The 23,317-nt window shown below is 70.4% G+C and carries 25 protein-coding genes and 1 pseudogene; 13 read left to right on the plus strand and 13 right to left on the minus strand.

Translation table 11 applies throughout. The features are described 5' to 3' along the window. Positions 1-126: 126 nt before the first annotated feature. The 5 genes from ACIRP2_RS23740 to ACIRP2_RS23760 all read left to right on the plus strand — a co-directional run bounded on the left by ACIRP2_RS23740 (position 127) and on the right by ACIRP2_RS23760 (position 4,736). Positions 127-1,695, plus strand: a complete 1,569-nt coding sequence (locus tag ACIRP2_RS23740) for a flavin-containing monooxygenase (RefSeq protein ID WP_404253375.1) — start codon at positions 127-129, stop codon at positions 1,693-1,695. Next, positions 1,692-2,648 carry an alpha/beta fold hydrolase gene (locus ACIRP2_RS23745; protein ID WP_404253377.1) on the plus strand — a complete coding sequence of 319 codons (957 nt, stop codon included), beginning with the start codon at positions 1,692-1,694 and terminating at the stop codon, positions 2,646-2,648. The genes ACIRP2_RS23740 and ACIRP2_RS23745 overlap by 4 nt, the downstream gene beginning before the upstream one ends. After that, complete coding sequence (locus ACIRP2_RS23750; RefSeq protein WP_404253379.1) at positions 2,645-3,538, plus strand: SDR family oxidoreductase; 894 nt, start codon at positions 2,645-2,647, stop codon at positions 3,536-3,538. The genes ACIRP2_RS23745 and ACIRP2_RS23750 overlap by 4 nt, the downstream gene beginning before the upstream one ends. Before the next feature lie 84 nt (positions 3,539-3,622). Continuing rightward, positions 3,623-3,859 (plus strand): hypothetical protein, encoded by a 237-nt coding sequence (locus ACIRP2_RS23755; RefSeq protein WP_404253381.1) that lies wholly within the window; start codon positions 3,623-3,625, stop codon positions 3,857-3,859. A 430-nt stretch (positions 3,860-4,289) separates the two neighbouring features. Continuing rightward, positions 4,290-4,736 carry a peptidoglycan-binding domain-containing protein gene (locus ACIRP2_RS23760; protein WP_404253383.1) on the plus strand — a complete coding sequence of 149 codons (447 nt, stop codon included), beginning with the start codon at positions 4,290-4,292 and terminating at the stop codon, positions 4,734-4,736. Between the two features lie 201 nt (positions 4,737-4,937). On the opposite strand, the gene ACIRP2_RS23765 is transcribed toward ACIRP2_RS23760, so the two are convergent. The 6 genes from ACIRP2_RS23765 to ACIRP2_RS23790 all read right to left on the minus strand — a co-directional run bounded on the left by ACIRP2_RS23765 (position 4,938) and on the right by ACIRP2_RS23790 (position 10,465). Next, on the minus strand, positions 4,938-5,744 hold the full coding sequence (locus tag ACIRP2_RS23765; protein ID WP_404253385.1) for a helix-turn-helix domain-containing protein: 807 nt from the start codon (positions 5,742-5,744) through the stop codon (positions 4,938-4,940). After that, positions 5,741-6,604, minus strand: a complete 864-nt coding sequence (locus ACIRP2_RS23770) for a helix-turn-helix domain-containing protein (RefSeq protein ID WP_404253387.1) — start codon at positions 6,602-6,604, stop codon at positions 5,741-5,743. Before ACIRP2_RS23770 ends, ACIRP2_RS23765 begins: the two co-directional genes overlap by 4 nt. A gap of 404 nt (positions 6,605-7,008) precedes the next feature. Next, positions 7,009-7,398, minus strand: coding sequence for a hypothetical protein (locus tag ACIRP2_RS23775; RefSeq protein WP_404253389.1), 390 nt, complete (start codon positions 7,396-7,398; stop codon positions 7,009-7,011). A gap of 30 nt (positions 7,399-7,428) precedes the next feature. Then, positions 7,429-8,109 (minus strand): DUF4232 domain-containing protein, encoded by a 681-nt coding sequence (locus ACIRP2_RS23780; RefSeq protein WP_404253391.1) that lies wholly within the window; start codon positions 8,107-8,109, stop codon positions 7,429-7,431. A gap of 307 nt (positions 8,110-8,416) precedes the next feature. Then, a complete protein-coding gene (locus tag ACIRP2_RS23785; protein ID WP_404253393.1) occupies positions 8,417-9,658 on the minus strand; it encodes a serine hydrolase domain-containing protein in 1,242 nt (413 codons plus the stop codon). Between the two features lie 144 nt (positions 9,659-9,802). After that, entirely contained in the window at positions 9,803-10,465 is a 663-nt protein-coding gene (locus ACIRP2_RS23790; RefSeq protein ID WP_404253745.1) for a DUF4097 family beta strand repeat-containing protein, read from the minus strand. Between the two features lie 262 nt (positions 10,466-10,727). On the opposite strand from ACIRP2_RS23790, the gene ACIRP2_RS23795 reads away from it, so the two are divergent. The 3 genes from ACIRP2_RS23795 to ACIRP2_RS23805 all read left to right on the plus strand — a co-directional run bounded on the left by ACIRP2_RS23795 (position 10,728) and on the right by ACIRP2_RS23805 (position 12,823). Further along, a complete protein-coding gene (locus tag ACIRP2_RS23795; protein WP_404253395.1) occupies positions 10,728-11,492 on the plus strand; it encodes a helix-turn-helix domain-containing protein in 765 nt (254 codons plus the stop codon). A 369-nt stretch (positions 11,493-11,861) separates the two neighbouring features. Next, positions 11,862-12,236 (plus strand): PadR family transcriptional regulator, encoded by a 375-nt coding sequence (locus ACIRP2_RS23800; RefSeq protein WP_404253397.1) that lies wholly within the window; start codon positions 11,862-11,864, stop codon positions 12,234-12,236. Beyond that, on the plus strand, positions 12,233-12,823 hold the full coding sequence (locus tag ACIRP2_RS23805; RefSeq protein WP_404253399.1) for an HAAS signaling domain-containing protein: 591 nt from the start codon (positions 12,233-12,235) through the stop codon (positions 12,821-12,823). The genes ACIRP2_RS23800 and ACIRP2_RS23805 overlap by 4 nt, the downstream gene beginning before the upstream one ends. On the opposite strand, the pseudogene ACIRP2_RS23810 reads toward ACIRP2_RS23805, so the two are convergent. Further along, positions 12,817-12,915, minus strand: a pseudogene (locus ACIRP2_RS23810) (GNAT family N-acetyltransferase); the annotation flags it as partial. The gene ACIRP2_RS23805 and the pseudogene ACIRP2_RS23810 sit on opposite strands and share 7 nt — an antisense overlap. Before the next feature lie 210 nt (positions 12,916-13,125). Here ACIRP2_RS23810 and ACIRP2_RS23815 point away from each other — a divergent pair. Continuing rightward, positions 13,126-13,926, plus strand: a complete 801-nt coding sequence (locus ACIRP2_RS23815) for a hypothetical protein (protein ID WP_404253401.1) — start codon at positions 13,126-13,128, stop codon at positions 13,924-13,926. A gap of 192 nt (positions 13,927-14,118) precedes the next feature. Here ACIRP2_RS23815 and ACIRP2_RS23820 read toward each other — a convergent pair whose 3' ends face one another. Then, positions 14,119-14,766, minus strand: coding sequence for a hypothetical protein (locus ACIRP2_RS23820; protein WP_404253403.1), 648 nt, complete (start codon positions 14,764-14,766; stop codon positions 14,119-14,121). 281 nt (positions 14,767-15,047) lie between these two features. Between ACIRP2_RS23820 and ACIRP2_RS23825 the strand changes: the two genes are divergently transcribed. Together ACIRP2_RS23825 and ACIRP2_RS23830 are read left to right on the plus strand one after the other, a co-directional pair. Next, positions 15,048-15,860, plus strand: a complete 813-nt coding sequence (locus tag ACIRP2_RS23825) for an LPXTG cell wall anchor domain-containing protein (protein WP_404253405.1) — start codon at positions 15,048-15,050, stop codon at positions 15,858-15,860. Between the two features lie 195 nt (positions 15,861-16,055). After that, complete coding sequence (locus ACIRP2_RS23830) at positions 16,056-16,403, plus strand: VOC family protein (protein WP_404253407.1); 348 nt, start codon at positions 16,056-16,058, stop codon at positions 16,401-16,403. 248 nt (positions 16,404-16,651) lie between these two features. Here ACIRP2_RS23830 and ACIRP2_RS23835 read toward each other — a convergent pair whose 3' ends face one another. Continuing rightward, the gene (locus ACIRP2_RS23835) at positions 16,652-16,855 is read right to left on the minus strand and encodes a DUF397 domain-containing protein (RefSeq protein ID WP_404253409.1); all 204 of its coding nucleotides are present in this window, start codon (positions 16,853-16,855) and stop codon (positions 16,652-16,654) included. Next, on the minus strand, positions 16,836-17,687 hold the full coding sequence (locus ACIRP2_RS23840) for a helix-turn-helix domain-containing protein (protein WP_404253411.1): 852 nt from the start codon (positions 17,685-17,687) through the stop codon (positions 16,836-16,838). The genes ACIRP2_RS23835 and ACIRP2_RS23840 overlap by 20 nt, the downstream gene beginning before the upstream one ends. A 117-nt stretch (positions 17,688-17,804) precedes the next feature. Here ACIRP2_RS23840 and ACIRP2_RS23845 point away from each other — a divergent pair, with 117 nt between their 5' ends. Continuing rightward, positions 17,805-18,026, plus strand: coding sequence for a hypothetical protein (locus ACIRP2_RS23845; protein WP_404253413.1), 222 nt, complete (start codon positions 17,805-17,807; stop codon positions 18,024-18,026). Next, positions 18,023-18,466: an ATP-binding protein gene (locus ACIRP2_RS23850; protein WP_404253415.1), complete on the plus strand. Its 444-nt coding sequence runs from the start codon at positions 18,023-18,025 to the stop codon at positions 18,464-18,466. Before ACIRP2_RS23845 ends, ACIRP2_RS23850 begins: the two co-directional genes overlap by 4 nt. Positions 18,467-18,501: 35 nt before the next feature. Here ACIRP2_RS23850 and ACIRP2_RS23855 read toward each other — a convergent pair whose 3' ends face one another. From ACIRP2_RS23855 to ACIRP2_RS23865, 3 genes are all read right to left on the minus strand, one after another. Further along, a complete protein-coding gene (locus tag ACIRP2_RS23855) occupies positions 18,502-20,751 on the minus strand; it encodes a WD40 repeat domain-containing protein (protein WP_404253417.1) in 2,250 nt (749 codons plus the stop codon). A 276-nt stretch (positions 20,752-21,027) separates the two neighbouring features. Then, on the minus strand, positions 21,028-21,927 hold the full coding sequence (locus ACIRP2_RS23860) for an RNA polymerase sigma-70 factor (RefSeq protein WP_404253419.1): 900 nt from the start codon (positions 21,925-21,927) through the stop codon (positions 21,028-21,030). A 41-nt stretch (positions 21,928-21,968) separates the two neighbouring features. Beyond that, a complete protein-coding gene (locus ACIRP2_RS23865; protein WP_404253747.1) occupies positions 21,969-23,129 on the minus strand; it encodes an NAD(P)/FAD-dependent oxidoreductase in 1,161 nt (386 codons plus the stop codon). Positions 23,130-23,317: the final 188 nt, after the last annotated feature.

Consider the following 23,317-nt stretch of genomic DNA (forward strand, 5'->3'; position numbering starts at 1 on the left):
CCCTATGTTGTACCGCCGGTAACTTTCCCTTGTCGCCCCCTACCCATCGGTACGGAGCTGCTCTACTCTCCCAACAATGCCAGTGATTGCTGGCAGAGTCGTGTGACGTACCGCGAGAGGGGCAGCATGGCCCAGCACGAGCACGAGCACGAGCACGAGCACGAGCACGAGCACGTACGCGTGGCGGTGATCGGATCCGGATTCGGGGGCCTCGGGGCCGCGGTCCGGCTGCGCCGCGAAGGCATAACGGACTTCGTCGTCCTGGAACGGGCCGACTCCGTCGGCGGCACCTGGCGCGACAACAGCTATCCGGGCTGCGCCTGCGACGTGCCGTCCCACCTCTACTCGTTCTCGTTCGCCCCCAACCCCGAGTGGCCACGCACCTTCTCCGGGCAGGAGCACATCCGTGCCTACCTGGAGCACGTCGCGGACACCTTCGGGCTGCGTCCGCACCTCAGGCTCAACCATGAAGTGCTGCTGATGAGCTGGGACCGCGAAGCGCTCCACTGGGTCATCGAGACCGGCAACGGGGCCACCTTCACCGCCGATGTGGTCGTCTCCGCGACCGGGCCTCTCTCCGACCCGAAGACGCCCGACGTCCCCGGGCTCGACAGCTTCCCCGGCAAGGTCTTCCATTCGGCGCGCTGGGACCACGACTACGACCTGACCGGCAAGCGCGTCGCGATGATAGGCACCGGCGCCTCCGCCATCCAGATCGTGCCCGCGATCCAGCCGAAGGCGGGCAGGGTGACGCTCTTCCAGCGCACCCCGCCCTGGGTCATGCCGCGCATGGACCGGAGGATCAGCGGCGCCGAGCGCTGGCTGCACCGCACGCTCCCCTTCACCGGCACCGCGCGCCGCGGACTGCTCTGGGGCATCAGGGAGTTGCAGGTCAGTGCCTTCACCAAGCACCCCAACGAGCTGGGTGTGGTCGAGTCGATAGCCAAGTCCAACATGGCGCGGTCCATCAAGGATCCGGCCCTGCGGGCCAAGTTGACCCCCTCCTACCGCATCGGCTGCAAACGCATCCTGCTCTCCAGCACCTACTACCCGGCGCTCGCCCGGCCCAATGTCGACGTGGTCGCCTCCGGCCTGGCCGAGGTGCGCGGCTCCACGGTCGTCGCCGCCGACGGTACGGAGACCGAGGTGGACGCGATCATCTTCGGCACCGGCTTCCATGTGACCGACATGCCGATCGCCGAGCGGGTGGTGGGCGCGGAAGGCATCACACTCGCCGAGTCCTGGAAGGACGGCATGCAGGCGCTGCGCGGCGCGAGTGTGTCCGGCTTCCCCAACTGGATGACGATCATCGGCCCCAACACGGGGCTCGGGAACTCCTCGATGATCCTGGTGATCGAGTCCCAGCTGAACTACATGGCGGACTACCTGCGTCAGTTGAACGTGCTGGGCGGTCGCGTCGCACTCGACGCGCGGCCCTCGGCGGTCGGGGCCTGGAACCGGCACGTCCAGCAGCGGATGAAGCGCACGGTGTGGAACGTCGGCGGCTGTGACAGCTGGTACCTGGACGCCAACGGGCGCAACACCACGGTCTGGCCGGGTACCACCGCCGAGCTCCGCAAGGTGACCCGGTCGGTCGACCTCGCGGAGTACGAGGTCGTCCGGGCCCCGAAGAAGGCCGCCGTGCCCGGGGAGCCCACCACGGTGAAGGCCGTCGCCGAGGAGGTCGTGCGATGAGCCGGCCGCTGCGGCGGGACGACGCCCCGCCCGCCCCCGTGCGCGAACTGACCGCTCTCTCCGCCGACGGCGCGCGCATCCATGTCGAGGTGCACGGGCGCGAAGGCGCCCCCGCGGTGGTGCTTTCGCACGGCTGGACCTGCAGCACCCGCTTCTGGGCGGCGCAGATCCGGGACCTGGCGGTGGACCACCGGGTCGTCGTCTACGACCAGCGGGGCCACGGCCGTTCGCCCGCGCCGGGCCGCGAGGGGTACAGCACGGACGCCCTCGCCGACGACCTCGAAGCGGTGCTGGCCGCCACGCTCGAACCGGGTGAGAAGGCCGTGCTCGCCGGGCACTCCATGGGCGGCATGACGATGATGGCCGCCTCGCGGCGGGCCGGACTGCGCGAGCACGCGGCGGCCGTACTGCTGTGCAGCACCGGCAGTTCTCGGCTGACGGCCGAGTCGCGGGTGGTGCCGTTGCGGGCCGGGGCCGTCCGGACCAGGGCGACCCGCGCGATCCTCGGGTCGCGGGCCCCGCTCGGACCGGTCACACCGGTCTCCAGGTGGATACTCAAGTACGCCACGATGGGGGCGGGTTCGGCCCCCGACCGGGTCGAGACCTGTGCCCGGATCGTGCATGCGTGCCCGCGGGGGGCCAGGGTCGCCTGGGGACACGTCCTCGCGGAGCTCGATCTCGACGCGGGAGTGAGGGAGTTGCGGGTGCCCACGGCGGTGATCGCGGGAACGGAGGACCGGCTGACGCCGCCCGTGCACGCCCGCGCCATCGTGGCGGCGCTGCCCGACTGCCTGGGGCTCACCGAACTGGCGGGCATGGGGCACATGACACCGGTGGAGGCGCCGGAGGTGGTCACGGCGAAGCTCCGGGAACTCGTCACCGCGTACCTCCCGGTGGGTGCGGTCGGCGTGGACGGTGTGGACGGTACGGCCGAGAAGGAGGATGTCGCATGAGCGGCAGGCGGAGTCTGGAAGGACAGGTCGTCGTCGTCACGGGCGCGGCGCGTGGTGTGGGCGAACTGCTGGCCCGCAAGCTCTCGGCGCGCGGCGCCAGGCTCGCCCTGGTCGGTCTGGAGCCGGACGAGCTGAAGAAGGTCTCCGAGCGGCTGCACTCGGAGAGCGACCACTGGTTCGCGGACGTCACCGACCACACGGCGATGGCGCGCGTCGCCGAGGAGGTCAAGGCGCGGTTCGGGAAGGTCGACGTCGTCGTCGCCAATGCCGGGGTCGCGGCGGGCGGGCCGTTCCTCGACTCGGACCCGGAGGCGTGGCGTCGGGTCATCGAGGTCAATCTGATCGGTGGCGCGGTGACGGGGCGGGCGTTCCTGCCGGTGCTCATGGAGAGCCGTGGGTACTTCCTGCAGATCGCCTCGCTCGCGGCGATGACGCCGGCGCCGATGATGACCGCGTACTGCGCGTCCAAGTCGGGCGTGGAGGCGTTCGCGCACAGCCTGCGGGCCGAGGTCGGCTACCGGGGGGTGAGGGTCGGGGTCGGATACCTCTCCTGGACCGACACGGACATGGTGCGGGGCGCCGACCAGGACGACGTGATGCGGGAGCTGCGGCAGCGGCTGCCCTGGCCGTCGAACCGTACGTACCCGCTGGGACCGGCGGTCGACCGGATCGTGGCCGGCATCGAACGGCGTTCCGCGCATGTGTACGCACAGTGGTGGCTGCGCGGGATGCAGTCCGTACGGGGCTACCTCCCCTCGGTGATCGGGGTCGTCGGCCAGCGCGAGATGCAACGGTTCGGGTCGCGGCTGGAGGGTGTGAGCAAGGCGCTCGTCGGTGCCGGAGGGGCCGCTGACCAGGACGCGCGGGCGGTGCGCACGCAGCGTAAGTGATCGAAATGCGATGCGTGCCGGGGCGTGTCACTCTGGTCGAGGTCCTTACGGACCGTCCCCAAAGCACCACTAGGAGTGAACAGCATGGGTATCGCAGACCAGTTCAAGGACAAGGCGCAGGAGCTCGCCGACCAGGCGAAGCGCAAGGCGAACGAGGGCAAGGACACGGGTCGGGAGCGGATGCAGGACGCGTCCGGCCGCACCTCGAAGACGTCGCAGCAGGGCCGTGACCGCGCCCAGCAGGGCCGCGAGAAGGCCCAGCAGGGTCGCGAGAGGGCCCAGCAGGCGACGGACGGCGCCCGCGAGCGCTTCGACCGCTGACGCGTTTCGCGACGCCGCGCGTTGTCCGATGAGGGGCGTGCCCGGGTGACCGGGCGCGCCCCTTGCGCATGGCGTGGATCAGGGCTTCGGGGCCGCCGACGGGCGACGACCGGAGGCCGGTTCCCGGCCCGGTGCGCCGGGCCGCTCGGTCGGCGTTCGCCGCGCGCGGCGGCGGCCCGTTCGTTGCTGCCCGCGGAACGGTTCGGGCCCCGCACTCGGCCGGTCCGCCGCGGTGGTCGTCCCACCGTCCCGACGTCCCACCGTCCCCCCACGACGTCACCGCGGACGACGTCCTCGCAGGTCAGTGCGTGGGACGTCCCCTGAGCGCGTCACTTCTCCGGTACTTCTGGCACCTCTCGACCCCCGCCCCGCAGTCTTGTTGGCGAACCGACCGACGCGGTCGGATCCAACTAGGGGGAAGGCAAAGAGAATGCGAACCTTGACGAGGACGTTCGTCGGTGTCACCACCGCGCTTGCGATCGCCGGCGGTGGCGTGGCGGCAGCGGGTACCAGCTTCGCGGCGTCCGAGCAGACCGCGAAGCCGGTGGTGAGTTCCGAGGCCGTCTCCCCGCTCGCGGTGGTCAACCTCGGCCTCAACGCGACGCAGGCCAAGAAGCTCCAGCGCCAGCTGAAGGCCAACTGGGGTTACAAGGGCAAGATCGACGGGCAGCTCGGCACCGACAGCTGGAAGGCGATGCAGCGCTGGCTCAAGAGCTCCTGGGGCTACACCGGCAAGATCGACGGGAAGGTCGGGAGCGGCACGGTGAAGGCGTTGCAGCGCTTCCTCAAGAAGTACTGGGGCTACAAGGGCAAGATCGACGGAATCGCCGGATCGGCGACCAAGGCCGCTTTCGCCCGTTCCTGCAACTCGCTCTGAACCGGGCCCGTCGCGGCGGATCCGTCGTACGCACCGGAGGGCAGGCTGCGCCGCCCCCGGTGCGTACGGTCCGCGCGGCGGGCGGCGCGGGTCGCCCTCGGACCGTCGCCCTTCGGGCGCCGTCGGCCCGAGGGTGCCCGCGTCCGGGGTGTGCGGGGGCCGCAGCCGCCGCACACCGACGCGCATGCCGGTGGTTCGGGTTCAGTCGGTGAAACATTCGGGGCGTCTGCCGGGTACGTCCAGGCAGATCCTGGTGCTGGTCCGGTTGTCGCCGGAGGCCATCGGGGTCGCCAGATACCGCCCTGCGTCGAGACTTCCTTCGGCCGTGACCGACCGCGTGCGTCCGGCCGGCAGCGACAGCTCCACCCGGTCGCCCGGCATCAGCCCGGTGGCCCGGACCCACACGGCGTGGCAGAGCTCGGCATGGCGGAGTTCCAGGCGCCGTCCGCCGTAGGCGGTGTGAGTGGCCAGGGTGGTGATCATCCCGGCCGCGCCGCAGCCCATGGCCACGGGGCTCTTGCCCTCGCAACTGTCGGCGCTGCAACCGACGTTGCGTACGGGCGGCTCCGTGGCGGTGCGCGCCTGCTCGTCCGGGTTCCTGTCGGCGAATGCGAGTACGGCCAGACAGGCCACCGCCACCCCGGCGACGGCCGCGGCGACCGCCCACCACCGCACGCCAGCGCGGGCGGCGGCGGGCGTGACGGGGGAGGGGGCAGGGCGGCCCGGCACCTCCGGCTCCCTCGGTGCGGACGCGGGCCGTGCCCGGCCGCTCCACTCGGCGTCCGCCAGCTCCCAGAACGCCAGCAGCCTGCCGGGCGGCGTCCCGGTGAGCGCGCACAGCGCCTCGACCGCCTGGCGCGGTGCGGGTTTCTTCCCGTTGAGGTACCGCTCCCAGGACGATTTGCTGTACGGGGTGCGGGCCGCCAGCGCGGCCAGGCTCAGCCCGGACCGTTCCCTGACGCGCCGGAGTTCCTCCGCCAGTTCACCGCCCGCGGTGGAGGCCGTCATCTGCGCAGCTCCCTCCAGGTGTCCGGGCCGATGATGCCGTCGACGACCAGGTGGTGCGCATGCTGGAACTTCTTGGCGGCATCCTTGGTCCGCTCGTCGTACAGTCCGTCGAAGACGCCGGGGCTGAAACCCCTCTCACGCAGCAGGCACTGGGCCTCCACCACGTCGAAACCCGTGCTGTTGATGTCGAGCAGCATCTCGCGGGTGTCGCTGTGCCCCGCCCGCAGCTCACCGTCCTTGCGCCGCACCGCGCACTCGTAGGTCCGGCCGCGCAGATAGCCCGTTCCGGCCGCCGCGGGACCGGTCTTCCCCGCCGGGGCTTCGTCGTCCCACCCCCGCGCCGCCAGCAGCCCGGCCCCGAAGGCCACGGCGACTGCCAGGGCCACAGTGGCGAGCATCCACCCCAGCGGCACCGTGCGGCCCGGTCGCGCCGACGCCGACGCCGACGCCGACGCCGACGCCGAATCCTGGTCCTGGTCCTGGTCCGGAGCCTGTTCTTGTTCCTGCTCCTGCCCCCGCTCAGGAGCGGTCGAGGAGGGCTGCGCGGGCCTCGGGCGCGACGAAGGTTCGTTCGCTCGCCCGGGCGCGGGCGCCTTGGCGCGGGCCCGTTCGGCGACGTCGTACAGCACGATGAGCCGCGTCGGCTCCGTACCGCAGACCCGTGCCAGTTCCTCGACGGCCTTGCGCGGCACGGGCTTCTTCCCGTTCAGGTACCGCTCCCACGAGGAACGGCTGTAGCTGGTCCGGCTCGCGAGGGCGGCCAGACTCAGATCGCTGTGGTCCTTCAACCTGCGTAACTGGACAAGGAGTTGGCGTTCGGTATGGGATGTCTCTTCGGGCAGCTCTTTCCATCGCGGCATGCGGATTCCCCCGATGCATTGCGGCAGTTGCCATAAATAGTGCGGCATCGTGGCCGGGCAGGAGAAGGCGTGGCGTGTCGGCCACGGTCCCCGTTCTGCGGTCGCGCTCCGGGACGACGCGCCTCAGCAGGTCAGGGCGTGGAACGTCCCGCGCGGGCCCGGATCGACCACGGCTCGGGCCGTACGGAAGTTGGCGCATCGGAGCCGTTGCCGAACCCGGGTCCGGTCTGCTGCCGGTCGGCCGTGCGAAGAAGGACGGGGGTCTGCTTCGCACGGCCGACCGGGCCGCGGCCCGCGTGGCGCCTCGCGTGGGACCGGATGGTGCGAGCTGTCGCGGGCCAGCCGACAGGATCCAGGTCCTCCGCTTTCCGGCCGGCGAGCCCGCCGGCGAAGGGCTGAGTCGATCAGAGCCCGTTGTCGACCAGCAGGTGAGAGCTGAGGGTGCGCAACGCCCCTTGCTCCCATTTGGCCGGCGGCCACGCGCGGTCGCGGGTGAGGAGCAGGAAGAGCTCCGGGCTGAGGACGGCGTACATGATGTCCGTCGCCTCGTCGGCGGGGATGTCGGGACGGGCGCCCGGGTTCTTCGTCAGGGACCTCGCCGCTGCAGTGATCACTGTGTACCGCGGGTCCGCCTGATCCGGCCACAACTCGCGGATCTCCGGGTCCGTCGCTGCCGCGGCGTGGACCATCTCGTCGATGGCCGCGACGCGTTCGGCCGCGCGCCGTCGGTGCTGATCACACCCGGACAGCGGGCGGACCGCACGCGGTCCGCGCCGGTCATGGACGAGATCCACGTCCCGCGCACCCGGACGGGGCGGGTGCGTTCAGTCGAAGGGGACGGCGTCCGCCGGGGAGGTGTGCCAGTTGGTGACGACCGGGGTGTCGACCGTGATGGTGTCGACCGGCAGGGAGACCGGGTTGTCGTCGTCGTCACCGACGACGACGATGATGCTGTCCAGTTCCTTGCCACCGTCCGCGTTGGTGGTCTTCGGGTTCACCCCGGCGTAGGCGGTGGTGTTCCCGCTCAGCGTGATCTGCTTGCCGACGGCCTGCTCCGCGGGGCCCGCCTCGGTGCCGTCGGAGCCGAAGGCCACGGTCGGAAGCGCGGCCGGCAGGACACAGGTGATCCCCGACTTCGCCTTCGCGATGACCAGGATGTATCCGCCGGCCTGGGTCTCGGACCTGGTGCTCCAGGAGATGTCGTTGGCGCCGCAGACCTGCCCGACCGGCTCCCGCCTGCCGTTGCCGGTGTCGGCGCCGGAACCGGCCCCGTCCTTGGTTCCCTTGCCCGTCGTCGCGCCGGAGCCCTTGTCCGTGCCCTGACCGCTGCCCGCGGTCGACGACCCGGACGGGGTGGCCGCATCGCCGGCCGGAGTGGCGGACGAAGAGCCCTGCGCGGCGCCGGTGTCCTTGGTCGCGTCCGAGTCCTGGCACGCCGTCATCAGCATGGCCCCGCCCACGATCGCTGCGGAGACGAGGAAGGCCTTGCGACGGTTGCCGGACATGAAGTTCCCCTTGGTGATGAGTGGTTGAGGCCGGATCGGTCTCGGCCTCTCGGTGCTCGCTCGACCACTATGAGGGGGCTGTGGGCCGAAAAGGCCCGGCGTCTTCGTCCCAGGACGACGCCGTCGCAGACCGGTGACATGATCACGAAGTGGAAGACCAGGGCCTGCCGATGACCACAGCGGTCATCGGCAGGCGCTGTCATCTGCTCTCCGCCGAACCTTGTGGGCACGTCGACGGCTCGGCGTCAGGGGCCTGGCCGTCGGGTGTCGCGGGTCAAGGGCCGGCGCCCGGGGCGTGGGCTCGGTCTCAGTCGTCGATTGCCTGGTAGAGCGTGGTCCAGAAGTCGTGGATGAGCCGCGCCGAATCCGGGGTGGACATCCCGACCTGGGTGAGCAGAGTTCCGAAGAGCTGGTGGTGCGGGTCGGCGTAGGTCGTGGTGCCGGTTCCGCCGTCCCAGCCGAACTGGCCGATGGGCGCGTAGTCGCCGCGGTAGGTGCGCACCGCCATGCCGAAGCCCCAGCCGCCGTGCTGCCCTTGGCCGAACGAGATATGGACGTTGTCGCGGGCCATGGCGTTGAGGGCGGCGTTCTGCTCGGGCGTGAGGCAGTTGGTGGTCATCAGCTCGACGGCGGGCCGGGACAGGATCCGCTCGCCCCCGTGCATCCCGCCATTCAGCAGCATCTGGAAGTAGGCGTGGTAGTCGTCCACGGTGGAGACCAACCCGCCGCCGCCCGACTGGAATGCCGGAGACCTGCTGTACTGCCCGCCCGCTGCCTCGTCCCACACGGTGAACTCCCCGGTCTGCGGGTCGGGGACGTAGCCGGTCGGCAGCCGGTCGATCTTCCCGGCGGGCACGTGGAAACCGGTGTCCTTCATCCCCAGCGGATCGAAGATGCGTTCGCGCAAGAACGCCTCGAACGACTGTCCCGTGACCCTGGCGACGAGCACGCCGAGCACGTCGTTGCTGATCTGGTACTGCCAGCGCTCCCCGGGCTGGTGCATCAGCGGAAGTGTGCCCAGCCGGCGCATCCACTCATCCGGGCCGGGCGCATCCTGCGCACTCTGGGAGAAGACGCCCCGCTCGAAGATCGCGTCCATGATCGGGGTGCCCATCGACGTCAGGTCCACGCCGATCCCGAACGTGGAGGTCAGCAGGTCCCGTACGGTGATCGGCCGCCGCGCCGGCACGGTGTCGTCCAGCGGGCTGTCGATCCGCTTCAGCACCCGCCGGTCAGCGAGCTCGGGCAGCCACGGCTCCACCAGGTCGTCCAGCCGCAGCCTGCATTCGTCGAGCAGGACCATCGCCGCCGCCATCGTGACCGGCTTGGACGTCGAGGCCATCCGGAAGATGGTGTCCCGGCACATCGGCGCGCCACCGTCGTGGCGCATCGTCCCGATCGCTTCGACGTGCGTCTCGCCGCCCCGGCTGACCAGGGCGACGAGCCCGGGAATCTTCCCGGAATCGACATGCCGTGCCAGCACGTCGCGGATTCTGCGCAGCCCTGTTTCGGAGAAGCCGCTGTGCCGGCCGATGAGGTTGAGGGACATGGCTGTGTGTGCTCCTTTTCGGGCGATGGCCGTGCTGCGTTCGCCGTGCGGGACGTCTCCCCGGTGCGGCGTCCATGGCGTTCGCGCGTTCGCGTTCGCCCCGACGGCCAGGGGCGTCGAGGGTGCTCCTTCGGAAGGAGCGGATCAGAGGCTGTGGGCGGTGATGTCGCCGTGGGGGGTGGTGGCGTGGATGTCGAGTTGGGCGGTGCCATCGTTCTTGAGGGCGTTGCTGATACGGCCGTGGCCGGTGCCGGCGTCCAGGGCGGCCGGCACGCTGGCGGCGGCGCCGACCGTGATGTCGCCGGACTGGGTGTTGAGCACGACCTTGCCGCCCGTGGCCTCGGTGATCCGGATGTCGCCCCTTGCGGTGCTGATCTCCGCGGGGCCGCCCAGTCGGCCGACCTCGACGTCGCCCTCGACCGCAGTGAGGCGAAGGCCCGCGACCTCGTCGATCTTGATCTGGCGGTACGCGCCTGCGAAGGCGACGTCGCCGAGGCGGCCGAGGGTCCGGAGTTCAGTGCTGGCCGTCTTGGCCTCGATGCGGGAACCGGTGGGCAGCTTGACCGTCACCTCGATGGACCCGGTGGGTCCGAAGTGCTGGTCCTTCGCCGAAGACTCGATCCGCAGGACTCCGTCGGCGTATTCGACCGTGGTCTGCTCCGCTGCCTTCACGTCGCGGCCCTTCGAGGCGTTCGCGGGCAGGACCTCGACCACGGTGTCGGCCCGGTCTGCGGCGATGAACTGGACGCGTCCCGCAGGGATGGCCAGGACGGCGGAGATCGGGGCGGGGGTGTCGAACTTCTGCATCATGCTCTCCCTCGTGCTGACGACTCGCTGTTTCCTAACGATGGAAACGCTACGTTGCTTTCTGCTTCTGGGCAACGATGCTTTTGCTTAGAAACGGCAGATGTGCAGGTGGGAGCGGGATAATCATTGCAACGCCCTCTCGTTTAACGCAACGATGGAAGAGTCGACCGTTGCAATGCGTCGAAGGTGAACGCTATGGTGGAGGCGTCAAGGAACACCGAGCAGCACCATGGGGCACCCGTGGGGCATGAAGGGGGTCGTGATGCCGGGAGGCAGGCTCACCCAGGCCGAGCGCCAGCAGATCGCGATGGGGCTGGCCGACAATCTGGCCTACGCCGAGATCGCCCGACGTCTCGACCGTCCGACCTCCACGGTCACGCGTGAGGTGACGCGGAACGGCGGCCCTGTCGGCTACCGCGCCGACCTGGCCCACCGCGCCACCCAGCAGCGCACCCACCAGCGCAGGCACGCCGCACCCCAGGGGGCGCAGGCGTCCCCGCAGCCCTACGGACGCGACGCCGAGGCCGTGCGCGACTACCAGGAGGCCCTCACCACCGTCTTCATGACCTCGGGCCTGCCCAAGATGATGGCCCGGGTGCTGGGCTGCCTCTACACCACCGACACCGGCAGCCTCACCGCCTCCGAACTCGCCCAGCGCCTCCAGGTCAGCCCGGCGTCCATCTCCAAAGCGATCACGTTCCTCGAGGGCCTGGACCTCGTCCGCCGGGAGCGCGACGAACGCCGCCGCCGCGAGCGCTATGTCGTCGACGACGACCTCTGGTACCAGGCGATGCTCCGCAGCGCCCGGGCCAACGACCAGTTCATCGAGACCGCACGGCAAGGCGTCGGCATCCTCGGCGCCGACACCCCGGCCGCCACCCGCCTCGAAAATGCCGCCCGCTTCCTCGACTTCGTCAGCGAAGGACTCATCCGCGCCGCGGAGCAGGGCCGCGAAGTCCTCTACACCAGAACCGAAACGCCCCCGGACGGCCCCGATGCCCTGGACCAGACACCAGCCGCAAGGTAGCGGGGGGCCACGTACCGGCGAGGGTGACCGCGTTCTCCAGCTCGGGTCGTTTCGTGGCACGGGTGGGGATTTCCTCCGAGAAGACACGGGTCACCCCGGCCTCGGCCGGGGAGTCGAGCCGGGAGTCCAGCGACTGCGGGGCAGGGGACGTGCGTGCGTACCCCAGGCGGACGCGCCCGGCCGGCGCGGTCCAGACCGACCCGGGCTTGCGTACGGCGGGAGTCGGCACGTTCAGCGCCTTGGCGAGTGGGGGCACCAGCCGGAAGCGGGCACTTGTCGGCTGGTCTGCTGCTCGTTGACGGCACGCCGAGTTGAGAGGATCTGCCGCCCCCTTCCCAACCTCTTGTCCGCTCAGGTACCTTGCATTGCATGGAACCAGGTGATTCGACCAAGCAGGCCCGGGCAGCCGCCCAGCTGCGCAAGGGGGTCCTGGAGTACTGCGTACTCGCCCTGATGCGGGACCGCCCCCGCTACGGCGTGGAGCTCCTCCACGCCCTGGAGGACTCCGGCGCCCTGGCCACCAGTCAGGGCACGGTCTACCCGCTGCTCTCGCGGCTCCGCCGGGACAACCTGGTCGCCACCACCTGGCAGGAGTCTGCCTCCGGACCACCCCGTCGCTACTACGCGCTCACCGACAGCGGCCGGGCCGCGCTCGACGAGTTCACCCGGGTCTGGCCCGGCTTCCGTAACGCCGTCGACGCCTTCCTGGCCACCCCGCACCCCTCCACCGGAGACCTCGCATGAAGACCTCTGCCGACCCCGTACGCGACTATCTCTCCGCCGTCGAGCGCGAGGGCTCCGCACTCCCCGCCAACCGTCGCCAGGAACTCCTGGCCGACCTCGCCGAACACATCGAGGTGACGCGCGCCGAACGCCCCGATGTCGCGATCGGCGAGATCCTCGCGGAGCTGGGGGACCCCCGCACGATCGCGGCAACGGCGCTGGCTGAGGAAGGGAACGGGGACGCCGGGGCCTCGGCCCGGAGCAGTGCCGACGCGCCTGCCCGGCGCGGCAAGGTGCACCCCCTGGTCCCGCTCTTGATGCTCACTCTCTCGCTGCCCTTCGTAATGATCTTCCCCGACCTCCCCGGGCCGCTGTTCGGCGTCCTGTTCCGCGTCACCGGCGCGGTACTTCTCTGCACGTCAGTGCACTGGACCGCCGTCCAGAAGACCACCGGCGTACTGCTTACCGCCATCCTGCCGAGCGCCGTCATCACGACCTGGAACCTGTCGGACGCCCCGGGCGGCACCCCGGCCCTCCTGGCCAACCTGGTAACGCTTGCCCTGCTGGCCGGCACGGCAGCATGGCTCTGGCGGGTCCGCCGCGCCTGAGAAGTGACGCCGTACAGGCTGAACCCGTTGCGGCGCAGCACCCGCTGCGACGGCAGATTCTCCAGATGGGTGGACGCCTCGGCGCGGTGCAAGTCCGAAATGATCATGGTGGCCGTGGGCCGGGCGGGACCGTTGCCCACGGAGCGGATCATCCGTCTCGACTTCGCCTGCTGCCGGGCTGTCGGGCCGGTGCTTCGGGTCCGGCCCTCTCGAACCGGGCCCCGTTCCGGGGCTGTTAACCTGCGGCGATCCATTCTCCTTTACCGGACTCTTACCAGTCCCTCACCAACAAGAGGTTGCGCATGCGCGCAGGCAGATCCGGCTTCGCGGTCGTGGCCGCGGGAGCGCTCGCCCTGGGGGCATTCACCGCGCCGTCCGCGCAGGCGGCGGGCACCGGCGTCAAGGTGTCGAACCTGGTCCTGAACAAGGGCAAGTCCATCATCGTGGGTACGTCCGCAGAGGTCAGGCCCACCTTCACGTACCACGTGTCGTGGCCGTCCGGCCTCAAGCAGTCCGACGTGAACACCTCCCTGTTCCTGTACCACGACACCACTCCCGCCAAGGCCTCGGAGCGCGGGGCCATCTACATGGGGTTCACGGCCTGTCAGGACGGCTCCGTGGCTGCCGACTGCGAGGGCGAGCTGTACATCGACCCGCGCTACACCCTCGACTCGAACAACGACGCCACGACCTGGAAGAGCGCAGTCTGGGTACGCATCTGGAACTCGAAGGGCGGGCTCAAGAGCGAGGAGTTTCTGCCTCTCTCCGCCACCGCGCAAGTCAAGCGCGCGGCGAAGGTCACCGTCGACGCCTCGCCCGAACCCGTCGCCAAGGGCGGCAAACTCACCGTCACCGGCAAGATCACCCGCGCGGACTGGGTGAAGCACACGTACACCGGCTTCGGTGGCAAGGCGGCCAAGCTCCAGTTCCGCAAGGCCGGCACCAGCACGTACAACACGGTCAAGATCGTGAAGGCGAGCTCGACCGGTGCCCTGAAGACCACGGTCACCGCCTCCGTCGACGGCTACTGGCGCTGGACCTTCGGTGAGACGAACACGACCGGCGGCGCGACCGCGGCCGGCGACTACGTCGACGTCAAGTGACGGTCTCCTTCCCTCGGAACAAGCCGACCCGGTAGCCCCGGCACGGCGCGCCGGGCTCCTGGAGCGCCGGGTGAGACAGTCCTGGCCGGTGTCCCGGTCGGACCGGTCGTCTCACCCGGCGCACAGCACCACTGCCCGCAACCCGGGGTGCGTATCGGGTTGTGATCGACCTGGGGCGACACCGGCGAGACGTCAGTGGAACACGATGGCGTGGCCGCCGGTGATGCTCGCCCGGCACGCCTGGTAGAGCGCGTACCAGGCGAAACGCTCCGCCTCGAAGGGTCCGTCGATCGCGGGACCCACGGCCGGTCCGGTCCCCTCCGGATCGGAGGGAACGCCCTTGTCGTCGAGATCGATGCCTATCGACGCCGCGATGCCCGAGAGTTCGGCCAGCAGGCGCCGACTGGAGCCGACCATTCCAGCGCCCTCTACTTCCGCCTCGTCGGGGAGGAAGAGCGGATCGTCGAAGTCGACCGGCACGTAGTAGCCGGCATGGTCGGAGTGACAGAGGAGATGGGAGGCGAGCATCGACGTCTCGTCCCGGATCTTCTCGCAGTCGTGGTCGTACTGGCGCTTGCCGACCGCCAGGGCCGGTGTGACGGGTTCGCCGAGGTTCGCGAGTACCAGGATGCGGCGCAGCTGGGTCAGGTACCCGTAGGGGAAGCCGCCGGAGAAGGTATGGGCACAAGGCGGATCGGTGATCTCCGGCTCGTGCCAGCTGATTCCCTCCGCTGTGAGCGCCCGGCCGAGGCGGGCGAAGGAACGGCGGTGGTGGTCGAGACCCTCGGCGTCATTGCGAGCCTGGTCGTAGAGGAGTCCGACCGATATCGAAAGTCCCATGGGCCGAAGTGTAGGAACGACCTCTGACAGCGGCGGACCGGCCGCCCGCGGTGACACATCAGGCCGGCGTTCCGGTGGTGCCGTCGGACGGTACGCCTGTCTTGGCCGGGGGTGTTGTTCCCAATCGTTATGCGGGACTAATGGGGCAAGTGGCGCGTACTGCGGCGCATGTGGTCAGAGGCGCATTGACGGGGCGTGTGTCGGCGCAGGAGGCTGAGCGGTCTCCCCCCACGGCCAATCCCCCCACGCGGTAAACCTTTCATTCAACCGTTGGATTGCCCATGCGCACAGTTGCTTCCGCAGGCACGCTCACGGCCGCCGTCACCGCGGCCCTGCTGCTTGCACCTTCGGCGTACGCCACCGCTCCCGGCGACAACGGCACCGTGAAGATCCACGATGCCGCGACCGGCGAGGAGCTTCGTAAGAACGAGCCTCACGTGTGCACCTTCTATCTCGACGCCTTCGGTTTCGACGCCGGCCAGAAAGTGGACTGGCGCATCGCAGCCTGGCCCCCGACCGCCCAGGTCAAGGGCGAGATCGTGAAGTCCGGTTCGCTGACGCTCGACGGCAAGGGACACCTTCGTTCGGAGGACCAGTCCCTGCCCGACGGCCACTACAAGCTGTTCTGGAACTTCGACGGTGAGCACGGCAAGGCCAAGCACAAGGTCTTCTGGGTCGACTGCGGCGGTGAGAACCCGGGCGGCGGGAACCCGGGTGGTGAGAATCCGGGCGGCGAGAACCCGGGTGGCGAGAACCCGGGTGGCGAGAAGCCGGGCGGTGAGAAGCCGGGTGGCGAAAAGCCCGGTGAGTCCACGCCGTCGGAGTCCGCCACCGAGCCGGGATCCGTCAGCCCGTCCACCCCGACGCAGCCGAGCGGGACACCCGGTTCGTCCACCCCCGAGGACGCCACAGCGACGCCCTCGGCATCGGCTTCGGCCTCCACCCCCTCGTCCGCACCGTCCGCACACGGTGGCGGTGACCTCGCTGAGACCGGTAACGGCGCGCCCGTCGGCCTGTTGTCCGCAGCGGCTGCCGCGCTCGTCGCGGCCGGTGGCTTCCTGGTGATCCGTCGCCGCAAGGCGCAGCAGCACTGATGCGCGTCGGGGCCTCCGTGCTCCGTGGCCGGTGAACTCGTCGTTCGAACTCCGCCCGTGGTCGGCCCTTGGCCGGCCACGGGCTTCGGGGTTTTCGAGCAGGCTGGACCCAGCGCGAGCGATCGGAGGTCACGTGCGGGCCGGGTGCATAGTGGAGGGTCTCGGAGACCGTTCTGTTCTCACCTGGAGTCGTCGATGGCTGTTCGCCGTGTCGTGCCCAACATCCAGTCAGAAGCTGCGCAGGAGAGCCGGGAGTTCTATGGCCTGCTGGGCTTCGAGGAGGTCATGAACCACGGCTGGATCATGACGCTCGCCTCTCCGTCCGGTCCTGCGGCGCAGGTCAGCTTCATGACCCACGACAAGACTGCCCCGGTCGCTCCCGACATGAGTATCGAAGTGGACGACGTGGACGCGGCCTATGCGGTCATGCGGGACAGTGGTGCGGAGATCGTCCATGCCTTGCAGGACGAGGAGTGGGGCGTGCGGCGCTTCTTCGTCCGCGACCCCAACGGCCGGGTGGTCAACGTGCTGGGCCACCGCTGACGCCACTCTTGCACGGCCTACGAAGGTGGCGGCCACAGCCACTTGTTGATGGCTGCGACCAGTGCGGTCGCTTCGTAGTGGACCGCGAGCTTGTCATGGCACGTGGCCACAGCCCTGTGGCGCTTGAGTCGATCGATGCCGCATCCGATCGCATGCCGCTCGCGTTCGTCGACCTTGTCGAAGTCGAACTCCGGCGGAGCCGACCATCGTGAGAGCCGCGCTCTTGCCGTTCCGGATGCTGCGGCGGGTCAGGATGCCTTGACGGCCTCGATGAACGGCGTCCAGGCGGACGCGGCGATGACGAGGGCCGGTCCTTCGGGGCGCTTGGAGTCGCGGACGGGGACGATGCCGGGGTGACCGTCCGCGACTTCGAGGCAGTTGCCGCCGTCGCCGTTGCTGTAGCTGCTCTTACGCCAAGTAGCGGCGCGGAGATCAAGGTCGATGCTGGCCATGCCGGTACTCCTCAGCCGCCTTCTCGATCAGGGCGAGGGACACCTCTGGCGGCGAGGCGGCGGCCCTCAGCCGATCGTATGCCTTGCGGTAACGCACCACGATGGACGGATCGTCGATGGTCTGACCGTGGTAGGGGCCCTCGGTGTAGAGCAACGGCGGTTCGTTGTCGAAATCCATGAGGAGGAGGGGTAGTTCCGAGAGGGAGCGGGTTGGGCCGTTCCACGGAAGGATCTGTGCAACGACGCGGTTCCGCCTTACCAGGGCGGCGATATGGTCCAGCTGCTCGGCCATTTCCACAGGCGGGACGATGGAGTGGTGCACCAGGGACTCGTGCATGATCACCCAGTACTCGGGCTTTTTGGGGTTGTGGAAGAGTCGGCCCCGGTGCAGCCGGGCGACGATCTTGGCCTCGACCTCTTCCGGCGTATCCAGGGAATGCGCGGAGTGAATGACAGCAGTTGCGTACGACCTGGTCTGGAGCAGCCCGGGGATTAGCGTGCCGGACCACTCGCTGATGGTCCGGGCTCGCGTCTCCGCCTCCACGACCGCAGCGAAGTACGCGGCGTGCGCCCCCTGTTTGGCCTTCCGCACGTCCTCGCACCGCCGCTGGAAGAACCCGTCCGTCCCCAGCACCCGGTCCACATGCTGTGCCAGATCCGCCGGCATCCGGCGGTGGCCGTGCTCGATCTCACTCAGGTACGTGATGCCGTAGAAACTGCCGTCCACCAGTTTCTCCAGGGTCAGGCCCGCCTCCTCCCGTTTGAAGCGGAGTTCCTTGCCGTAGAACTGAGGGACACCCGCCGAGCCGTCGATCTCCTTACGCGTAGCCACCTTTGACCACCTTTCGCGCTGTGCGTTGTGGAGCGGGAAACCTTTTCAAGGTAGAGCCCCGTGCGGCAGCGTGTGAGCAGTTCGTCACAGTGTGCAACGAAAGGTGGATGGCCCCTCATGGGCGAGACACAGGACACCCCCGACTACGACATCGACTCGGCCATCGACGCGCTCCGTGCCGCGCTCACGGCACACGGCATCACCCTGCCCTCGCTGGGCGTCGATCCGTTGACGCTCGCCTGGTGGGCGCCCCGGCCGCCGCTGGTCGCGCTCGGCAACTGCAATGCGGCCACCGCGCGTCGGCTGGCCGAGGTGCTGCGTACGGCGGCCGGTGGATGAGCCCGCTGCCGATCGCGGTGGACCTGCTCGCGGTGCCGAAGGCCGTACCGGAAGCGCGACACCTCCTGCGGGAGCGGTGCGGGGGTGCGGATTCGCCCGATCTGCTGCTCTGCGTCAGTGAGTTGCTGACCCATGTGATCGTGCATCTCGGCGAGGGAACGCCGGTCACGCTCCGGGTCAGCGGCACATGCACCGGTCGTGTCCGCGTCGAGCTGAGCGATCCGGAACCGTGTGCCTGGCCGGCGATGCGGAGCGCGGCAGGCGGTGACGAGTCGGGGCGGGGGCTGGTGCTCGTGGACGCGTTGTCGCTTCGGTGGGGGGTGGATCAGGGCGTACGTGGCAAGACGGTGTGGTGCGAGCTGCCGGCGCCCACCGGGTGGAACCGGGCGGTGGGCGAGCCGGTCGCCGTCGGTGGTGGGGGAGCGGGGCCGCCCGCTTAGAGCCGCCCCCCGTCCGCGGGCGGGACGTGCCCCGGTCAGCGACGTGCCAGGGCCGCGGCCTCCTGGCCGAAGCCCACCACCAGTCGGCCGCCCGGTGTCACCGCCACGGCCCGCACTTCCGAAGGGAACAGCAGCTCAGGGCCCATCTGCCGGCCGGCTGTCAGGTCCCAGAACCGGACCGTGGCGTCGTCGCCGCCGGTGACGGCGACCGGGCGGCCCTCCAGTGCGGTGACAGCCACGCCCCTGACCGGGCCGGTGTGTCCGGTGAGCAGGCCGTCGAGCCGGTGTGCGGCGAGGTCCCACATCCGCACCGTGCCGTCGTGGCAGCCGGTGACCGCCACCGGACGGTCCCCGGCCATGCCCGCCGCCGCCGACAGGCCCCAGTCGCCTCCGGCCAGCGGCTCGCCGACGGGCTCCCCGGCGGCCAGGTCCCAGATCCGCACCGTCTCGTCCTTGCCGGTGGTGACGGCGAGGGGGCGGCCGTCCACCACCGTGGTTGCCATGGCCCACACCCAGCCGGTGTGCCCGGTGAGAGGTTCGCCGAGCGGTTGATGCGTCGTCAGGTCCCACAGGCGAACGGTCTTGTTCCATCCGCAGGTCACGGCGACGGGCCGCTCGTCCATCACCGTGACGGCCACCGCCGTGACCGGCAGGGTGTGACCCTGGAGAGCGCCCACCTGGCGACCGGTGACGGTGTCCCACAGGTGGACCAGCGTGTCGCAGGCCGTGAGGGCGACAGCGCGCCCGTCCAGTTCCGCGGTCGCCAGTGCCTTCATCGGCCGGGTGTGCTCGGTGAGGAGGCGGCCCGTGCTCACGACTGTGCCTGTGTCCAGGTCCCATGCCCGTACCGCACCGTCGTCGCCGGTGGTGACGGCCATCGGACGCCCTTCGGCCACTGCCGTCGCCGCTGCGCTCACCGGCTGGCGGTGGGCCGCGAGGGGTGAACCCGGCAGATCGCCGGGGCCCAGCCCCACCACCTCGACCGTCTTGTCCTCGAAGGCGACGAGGACGACCGGGCGGCCGTCCACCTCCGCGGTGGCCACGGCAAGGATCGTGGAATCCGCACTGTGGCCCAGATCATCCAGTACCTCCCCGGTGGCGGGGTCCCACACCTCCAGGGTGGGGCAGGGGTCGCACTCGTCGAGCCAGCCGGCCGTGACGACGGCCGTCCGGCCCTCGACCAGTGTGGTGGCGATCGCGCTGACGCTCTGCTGCTGTGGCCCCCTGCGGGCCCCCTTCATCGGCTCCCGCGAGGCGAGATCCCACCGGCGCAGTTTCCCGTCGGAGCCTGCGGCGAGGGCGACCGGACGGCCCTCCACCACGGCGGTCGCCACCGCACGCGCCTCCCGGTCCTCGCCCGTGTCCAGCGGACCGACCGGCCGTCGGGCGGCCAGGTCCCACACCTGTACGGCCCGCTCCTTCTCGTCCCAGCCCGTGGTGACGGCGACGGCCCGGCCCTCCACCACCGCGGTGGCGACACCGGTCACGGCCCCCTGGGATCCGGTGAGGGGTTCCCCCAGCGGCGCGAGCGCGGCAAGGTCCCAGACCCGCACCACGCCGTCCCGGTCGCCGCTCACGGCTACCGGGCGGCCGTCCACCATCGCGGTGGCCACGGCGCACACTGCGCCACTGTGGCCGGTGAGGGGCTCACCGATGCGACGGCCGCCAGCCAGGTCCCACACCTGAACCGTCTTGTCCTGGCCGCCGGTCACGGCAACGGCGCGGCCGTCCACGAGGCAGGTGGCCACAGCGGTGATGCCGGACTTGTGTCCGGTGAGTGGTGCGCCGACCTGTCGACGGGTGACGAGGTCCCAGATCCGTACGGTCCTGTCGGTGCTTCCGGTGACGGCGACGGCCCGGCCTCCCAGTACCGTCGCGGCCACCGCCGCCACCTTGCCGGTGTGGCCGGTCAGCGTGTGCAGCGGCCGGTCGGCCCGGTGCAGTTGGCCGCTGGAACCGGTGGCCCAGTCCACCACCCAACGGACCTCGGGACCTCCCTCGACCGGCACGTCGGAGATCCGTCGGGACAGGTCCCGGTCGCCGAACCGTGCCGCGGCCAGCGCGAGCAGGTCGCGTCGTCCGTGCGGGCTCGCGTCACGGCGGGGGTCCTGGGTTGACAGCCGGTACACCGCCGCGGCCAGGCGCGCCGCGGGGCTCACCGCCTGGTCCAGGAGCGCGTGGACGTCTTCCGTAGCCCCCCGTACGAGGAACGCCGGGTCCGACAGCCGTGCGTCCACCTCCGCAGCCTCGGTCAGCACAGCGGCGAACCGCTCAGTCCCGTTCAAGGGTGAACACTCCGATCTTCATTTGCCCGTCGCCCGAGCGGCCGTACGAACCCAACGCCGCCACTCCTGCTGGGGATTGAGGGGAAGCGGGCGTGGAGACATCGGCCCGGCGAGCGCCCGTGCCAGGAAGTTTTGCCGCACTCCGGAAGCTCGTACAACAGTTCGCCGTGCACGTTGTTGTGATGCTCCTCACGCAGTGGAGGATGGCCCGGATCACGGACCTGTGGTGGTCCGCCCTCGGCCCCGCGGGGTCGAGGGCGGACCGGCCAAGGGTGCTCACCGCAGGGTGAGCGGGGTCTCGGATTCGACGCGGGTCAGCTTCGCCGGGTTGCGGACGTAGTAGAGGCCGGTGATGCGGGCGTTCTCGACCCGCGGTGCCAGGACACCGTCGATCTCGCCGTCCAGACGCAGCACGAGTGCGGGGTTGCCGTTGACCACGGTGGGGCCGACGGTGAGTACGCCTGTGGCCTTGCCCGAGCCTCCGATGATGAAGCGGGCCACCTTGTCGGCGCCGACGACCGGCCGCCGCGCGGCCTGTTTGACGCCGCCGCCGTCACTCATCAGGACCACCTCGGGGGCGAGTACGTCGAGGAGTCCTTGCAGGTCCCCGGTTTCGAGCGCGCGCCGGAACGACTCCAGTGCCGCCCGGGTCTCGTTCGCCGAGACCGCCGCGCGGGGGCGGCGGGCATCGACGTGACGGCGGGCGCGGTGCGCGATCTGGCGGACGGCCGCGGGGCTCTTGTCGACGGCGGCGGCGATCTCGTCGTAGTCGACGTCGAAGACCTCGCGCAGCACGAAGACGGCGCGCTCCGTGGGCGACAGCGTTTCGAGGACGAGCATCAGGGCCATCGACACGCTCTCGGCGAGCTCGACGTCGTCGGCCACGTCCGGCGCGGTGAGTACCGGCTCGGGAAGCCAGGGGCCGACGTATGTCTCCTTGCGGCGTGACAGCGCGCGCAGGCGGTTGAGCGACTGGCGGGTGGTGATCCGGACCAGGTACGCGCGCTGGTCGCGTACCTGCCCCGGGGCGACCCCGACCCACCGCAGCCAGGTCTCCTGGAGGACGTCCTCCGCGTCGGCCGCCGACCCGAGCATCTCGTAGGCGACGGTGAAGAGGAGGTTGCGGTGGGCGACGAAAGCCTCGGTCGCCGGGTCGGTGGCGTGGTCGTCGTTCACGTCTCGCCTCTCTTCAGCTCTCGGATCCTGGCTCCCGGCTCTCAGGCTGCCCGCTCGGCGGTGGTGGCCGGTGCCTCGCCGCGATCGGGTCGCGGAGCGCTCCTGCGCGCCTCGTTCACCAGCTGCTTGACGGTGGACTTGCAGATGAACTCCTTGAGCTTCGCACCGGGGCGGCCGCCCAGGTAGAACGGGTTCGCGTGGTCGTCCAGGGAGGCGAACTGGAAGATCCCGGTGCGACGGCCCAGGCTGATGCACTGGCCGGCGAACCGCACGGTGAGGGGCGCGGGTTGTTCGCCCGCGATCCGGCTGAGCACCGTGCGGGCGGCGCGCGTGCCCAGCTGGCCCGCGGCCTGGCAGCTCATCCGGAACGGTGCGTTTGCCGGTGCCGCCGCGTCCCCGGCCGCGACGATGCGCGCGTCGTCCACGCTCGTCAACGTCTCGTCCGTGAGCAGGCGGCCCACGGCGTCGGTGCTCAGCCCGCTGCGGGCAGCCAGATCCGGCACGCCGAATCCGGTGGCCCAGACGGTGACCCGGCTGGGGAGCTCGCGGCCGTCGTCGAGCCGTACGGCGTCGCGGGTCACGGCCGCCACCCTCGCGCCGGGGCCTTCGAGCACGGTCACACCGAGTTCGGCGAGGGCCCGGGCGACCGAGCGCCGGCCTCGGGGGTGCAGATACGGGCCGAGCACCCGGCCGCAGACCAGGGTCACGGCGCGGCCCTCCTCCGCCAGTTCGGCGGCGGTCTCGATGCCGGTCGGACCGGACCCGACCACGGTCACCGGGGCCGACGCGGGCGCGGCATCGACGACCGGCCGCAGCCGCCGCGCCTCTTCCAGGGTGGCGATCGGGTGGGCGAACTCCGCCGCGCCGGGCACGTCCGGTTCGGCGCTGCCGCTGCCCACCGCGTAGATCAGGTAGTCGTAGCCGACCGTGCCCCCGGTCGTCAGTGCCACGTGGCGCCCGGCCGCGTCGATGGTCGCCACGCTGTCGACCACCAGCCGGACGTTCTCGGCCAGCACTTCCCCGTAGTCGACGACCGCGGCATGGGTGCCACCGACCAGTTGGTGGAGGCGGATCCGTTCGACGAAGTCGGGTCGCGGGTTGATCAGCGTCACGGACACGTCGTCGCGGTGTGCCAGGCGGTTGGCCGCGGTGACCCCCGCGTAACCTCCCCCGATCACGACCACGTCGGTGTTCTTGTCCATGTTCTCGTTCATGGTGTCTCCGTCCGTTGCCCGGTCTCGGCATCAAGACACCGGAGGGAGGACCGCTGTGACAGGGCGTGAGACAGATCACTCGCGCGGGAACGGGAACGGGGACAGCGGCCGGGGGCGGCAACGGGAGCGGGGGCTGGTGCGGGGCGGCCGCTTCGTCCCGCCCCGCCGTGGAACGA

Source organism: Streptomyces sp. NPDC101194 (genome assembly GCF_044767885.1).
Lineage (GTDB): Bacteria > Actinomycetota > Actinomycetes > Streptomycetales > Streptomycetaceae > Streptomyces.

Coding starts and splice junctions, on each gene's coding strand:
- ACIRP2_RS23865 (WP_404253747.1), bottom strand. CDS start 23,129: ATGGACAAGAACACCGACGTGGTCGTGATCGGGGGAGGTTACGCGGGG.
- ACIRP2_RS23790 (WP_404253745.1), bottom strand. CDS start 10,465: ATGCAGAAGTTCGACACCCCCGCCCCGATCTCCGCCGTCCTGGCCATC.
- ACIRP2_RS23785 (WP_404253393.1), bottom strand. CDS start 9,658: ATGTCCCTCAACCTCATCGGCCGGCACAGCGGCTTCTCCGAAACAGGG.
- ACIRP2_RS23780 (WP_404253391.1), bottom strand. CDS start 8,109: ATGTCCGGCAACCGTCGCAAGGCCTTCCTCGTCTCCGCAGCGATCGTG.
- ACIRP2_RS23805 (WP_404253399.1), top strand. CDS start 12,233: ATGAAGACCTCTGCCGACCCCGTACGCGACTATCTCTCCGCCGTCGAG.
- ACIRP2_RS23765 (WP_404253385.1), bottom strand. CDS start 5,744: ATGACGGCCTCCACCGCGGGCGGTGAACTGGCGGAGGAACTCCGGCGC.
- ACIRP2_RS23750 (WP_404253379.1), top strand. CDS start 2,645: ATGAGCGGCAGGCGGAGTCTGGAAGGACAGGTCGTCGTCGTCACGGGC.
- ACIRP2_RS23825 (WP_404253405.1), top strand. CDS start 15,048: ATGCGCACAGTTGCTTCCGCAGGCACGCTCACGGCCGCCGTCACCGCG.
- ACIRP2_RS23845 (WP_404253413.1), top strand. CDS start 17,805: ATGGGCGAGACACAGGACACCCCCGACTACGACATCGACTCGGCCATC.
- ACIRP2_RS23755 (WP_404253381.1), top strand. CDS start 3,623: ATGGGTATCGCAGACCAGTTCAAGGACAAGGCGCAGGAGCTCGCCGAC.
- ACIRP2_RS23835 (WP_404253409.1), bottom strand. CDS start 16,855: ATGGCCAGCATCGACCTTGATCTCCGCGCCGCTACTTGGCGTAAGAGC.
- ACIRP2_RS23795 (WP_404253395.1), top strand. CDS start 10,728: ATGCCGGGAGGCAGGCTCACCCAGGCCGAGCGCCAGCAGATCGCGATG.
- ACIRP2_RS23740 (WP_404253375.1), top strand. CDS start 127: ATGGCCCAGCACGAGCACGAGCACGAGCACGAGCACGAGCACGAGCAC.
- ACIRP2_RS23820 (WP_404253403.1), bottom strand. CDS start 14,766: ATGGGACTTTCGATATCGGTCGGACTCCTCTACGACCAGGCTCGCAAT.
- ACIRP2_RS23770 (WP_404253387.1), bottom strand. CDS start 6,604: ATGCCGCGATGGAAAGAGCTGCCCGAAGAGACATCCCATACCGAACGC.
- ACIRP2_RS23815 (WP_404253401.1), top strand. CDS start 13,126: ATGCGCGCAGGCAGATCCGGCTTCGCGGTCGTGGCCGCGGGAGCGCTC.
- ACIRP2_RS23760 (WP_404253383.1), top strand. CDS start 4,290: ATGCGAACCTTGACGAGGACGTTCGTCGGTGTCACCACCGCGCTTGCG.
- ACIRP2_RS23745 (WP_404253377.1), top strand. CDS start 1,692: ATGAGCCGGCCGCTGCGGCGGGACGACGCCCCGCCCGCCCCCGTGCGC.
- ACIRP2_RS23800 (WP_404253397.1), top strand. CDS start 11,862: ATGGAACCAGGTGATTCGACCAAGCAGGCCCGGGCAGCCGCCCAGCTG.
- ACIRP2_RS23850 (WP_404253415.1), top strand. CDS start 18,023: ATGAGCCCGCTGCCGATCGCGGTGGACCTGCTCGCGGTGCCGAAGGCC.
- ACIRP2_RS23830 (WP_404253407.1), top strand. CDS start 16,056: ATGGCTGTTCGCCGTGTCGTGCCCAACATCCAGTCAGAAGCTGCGCAG.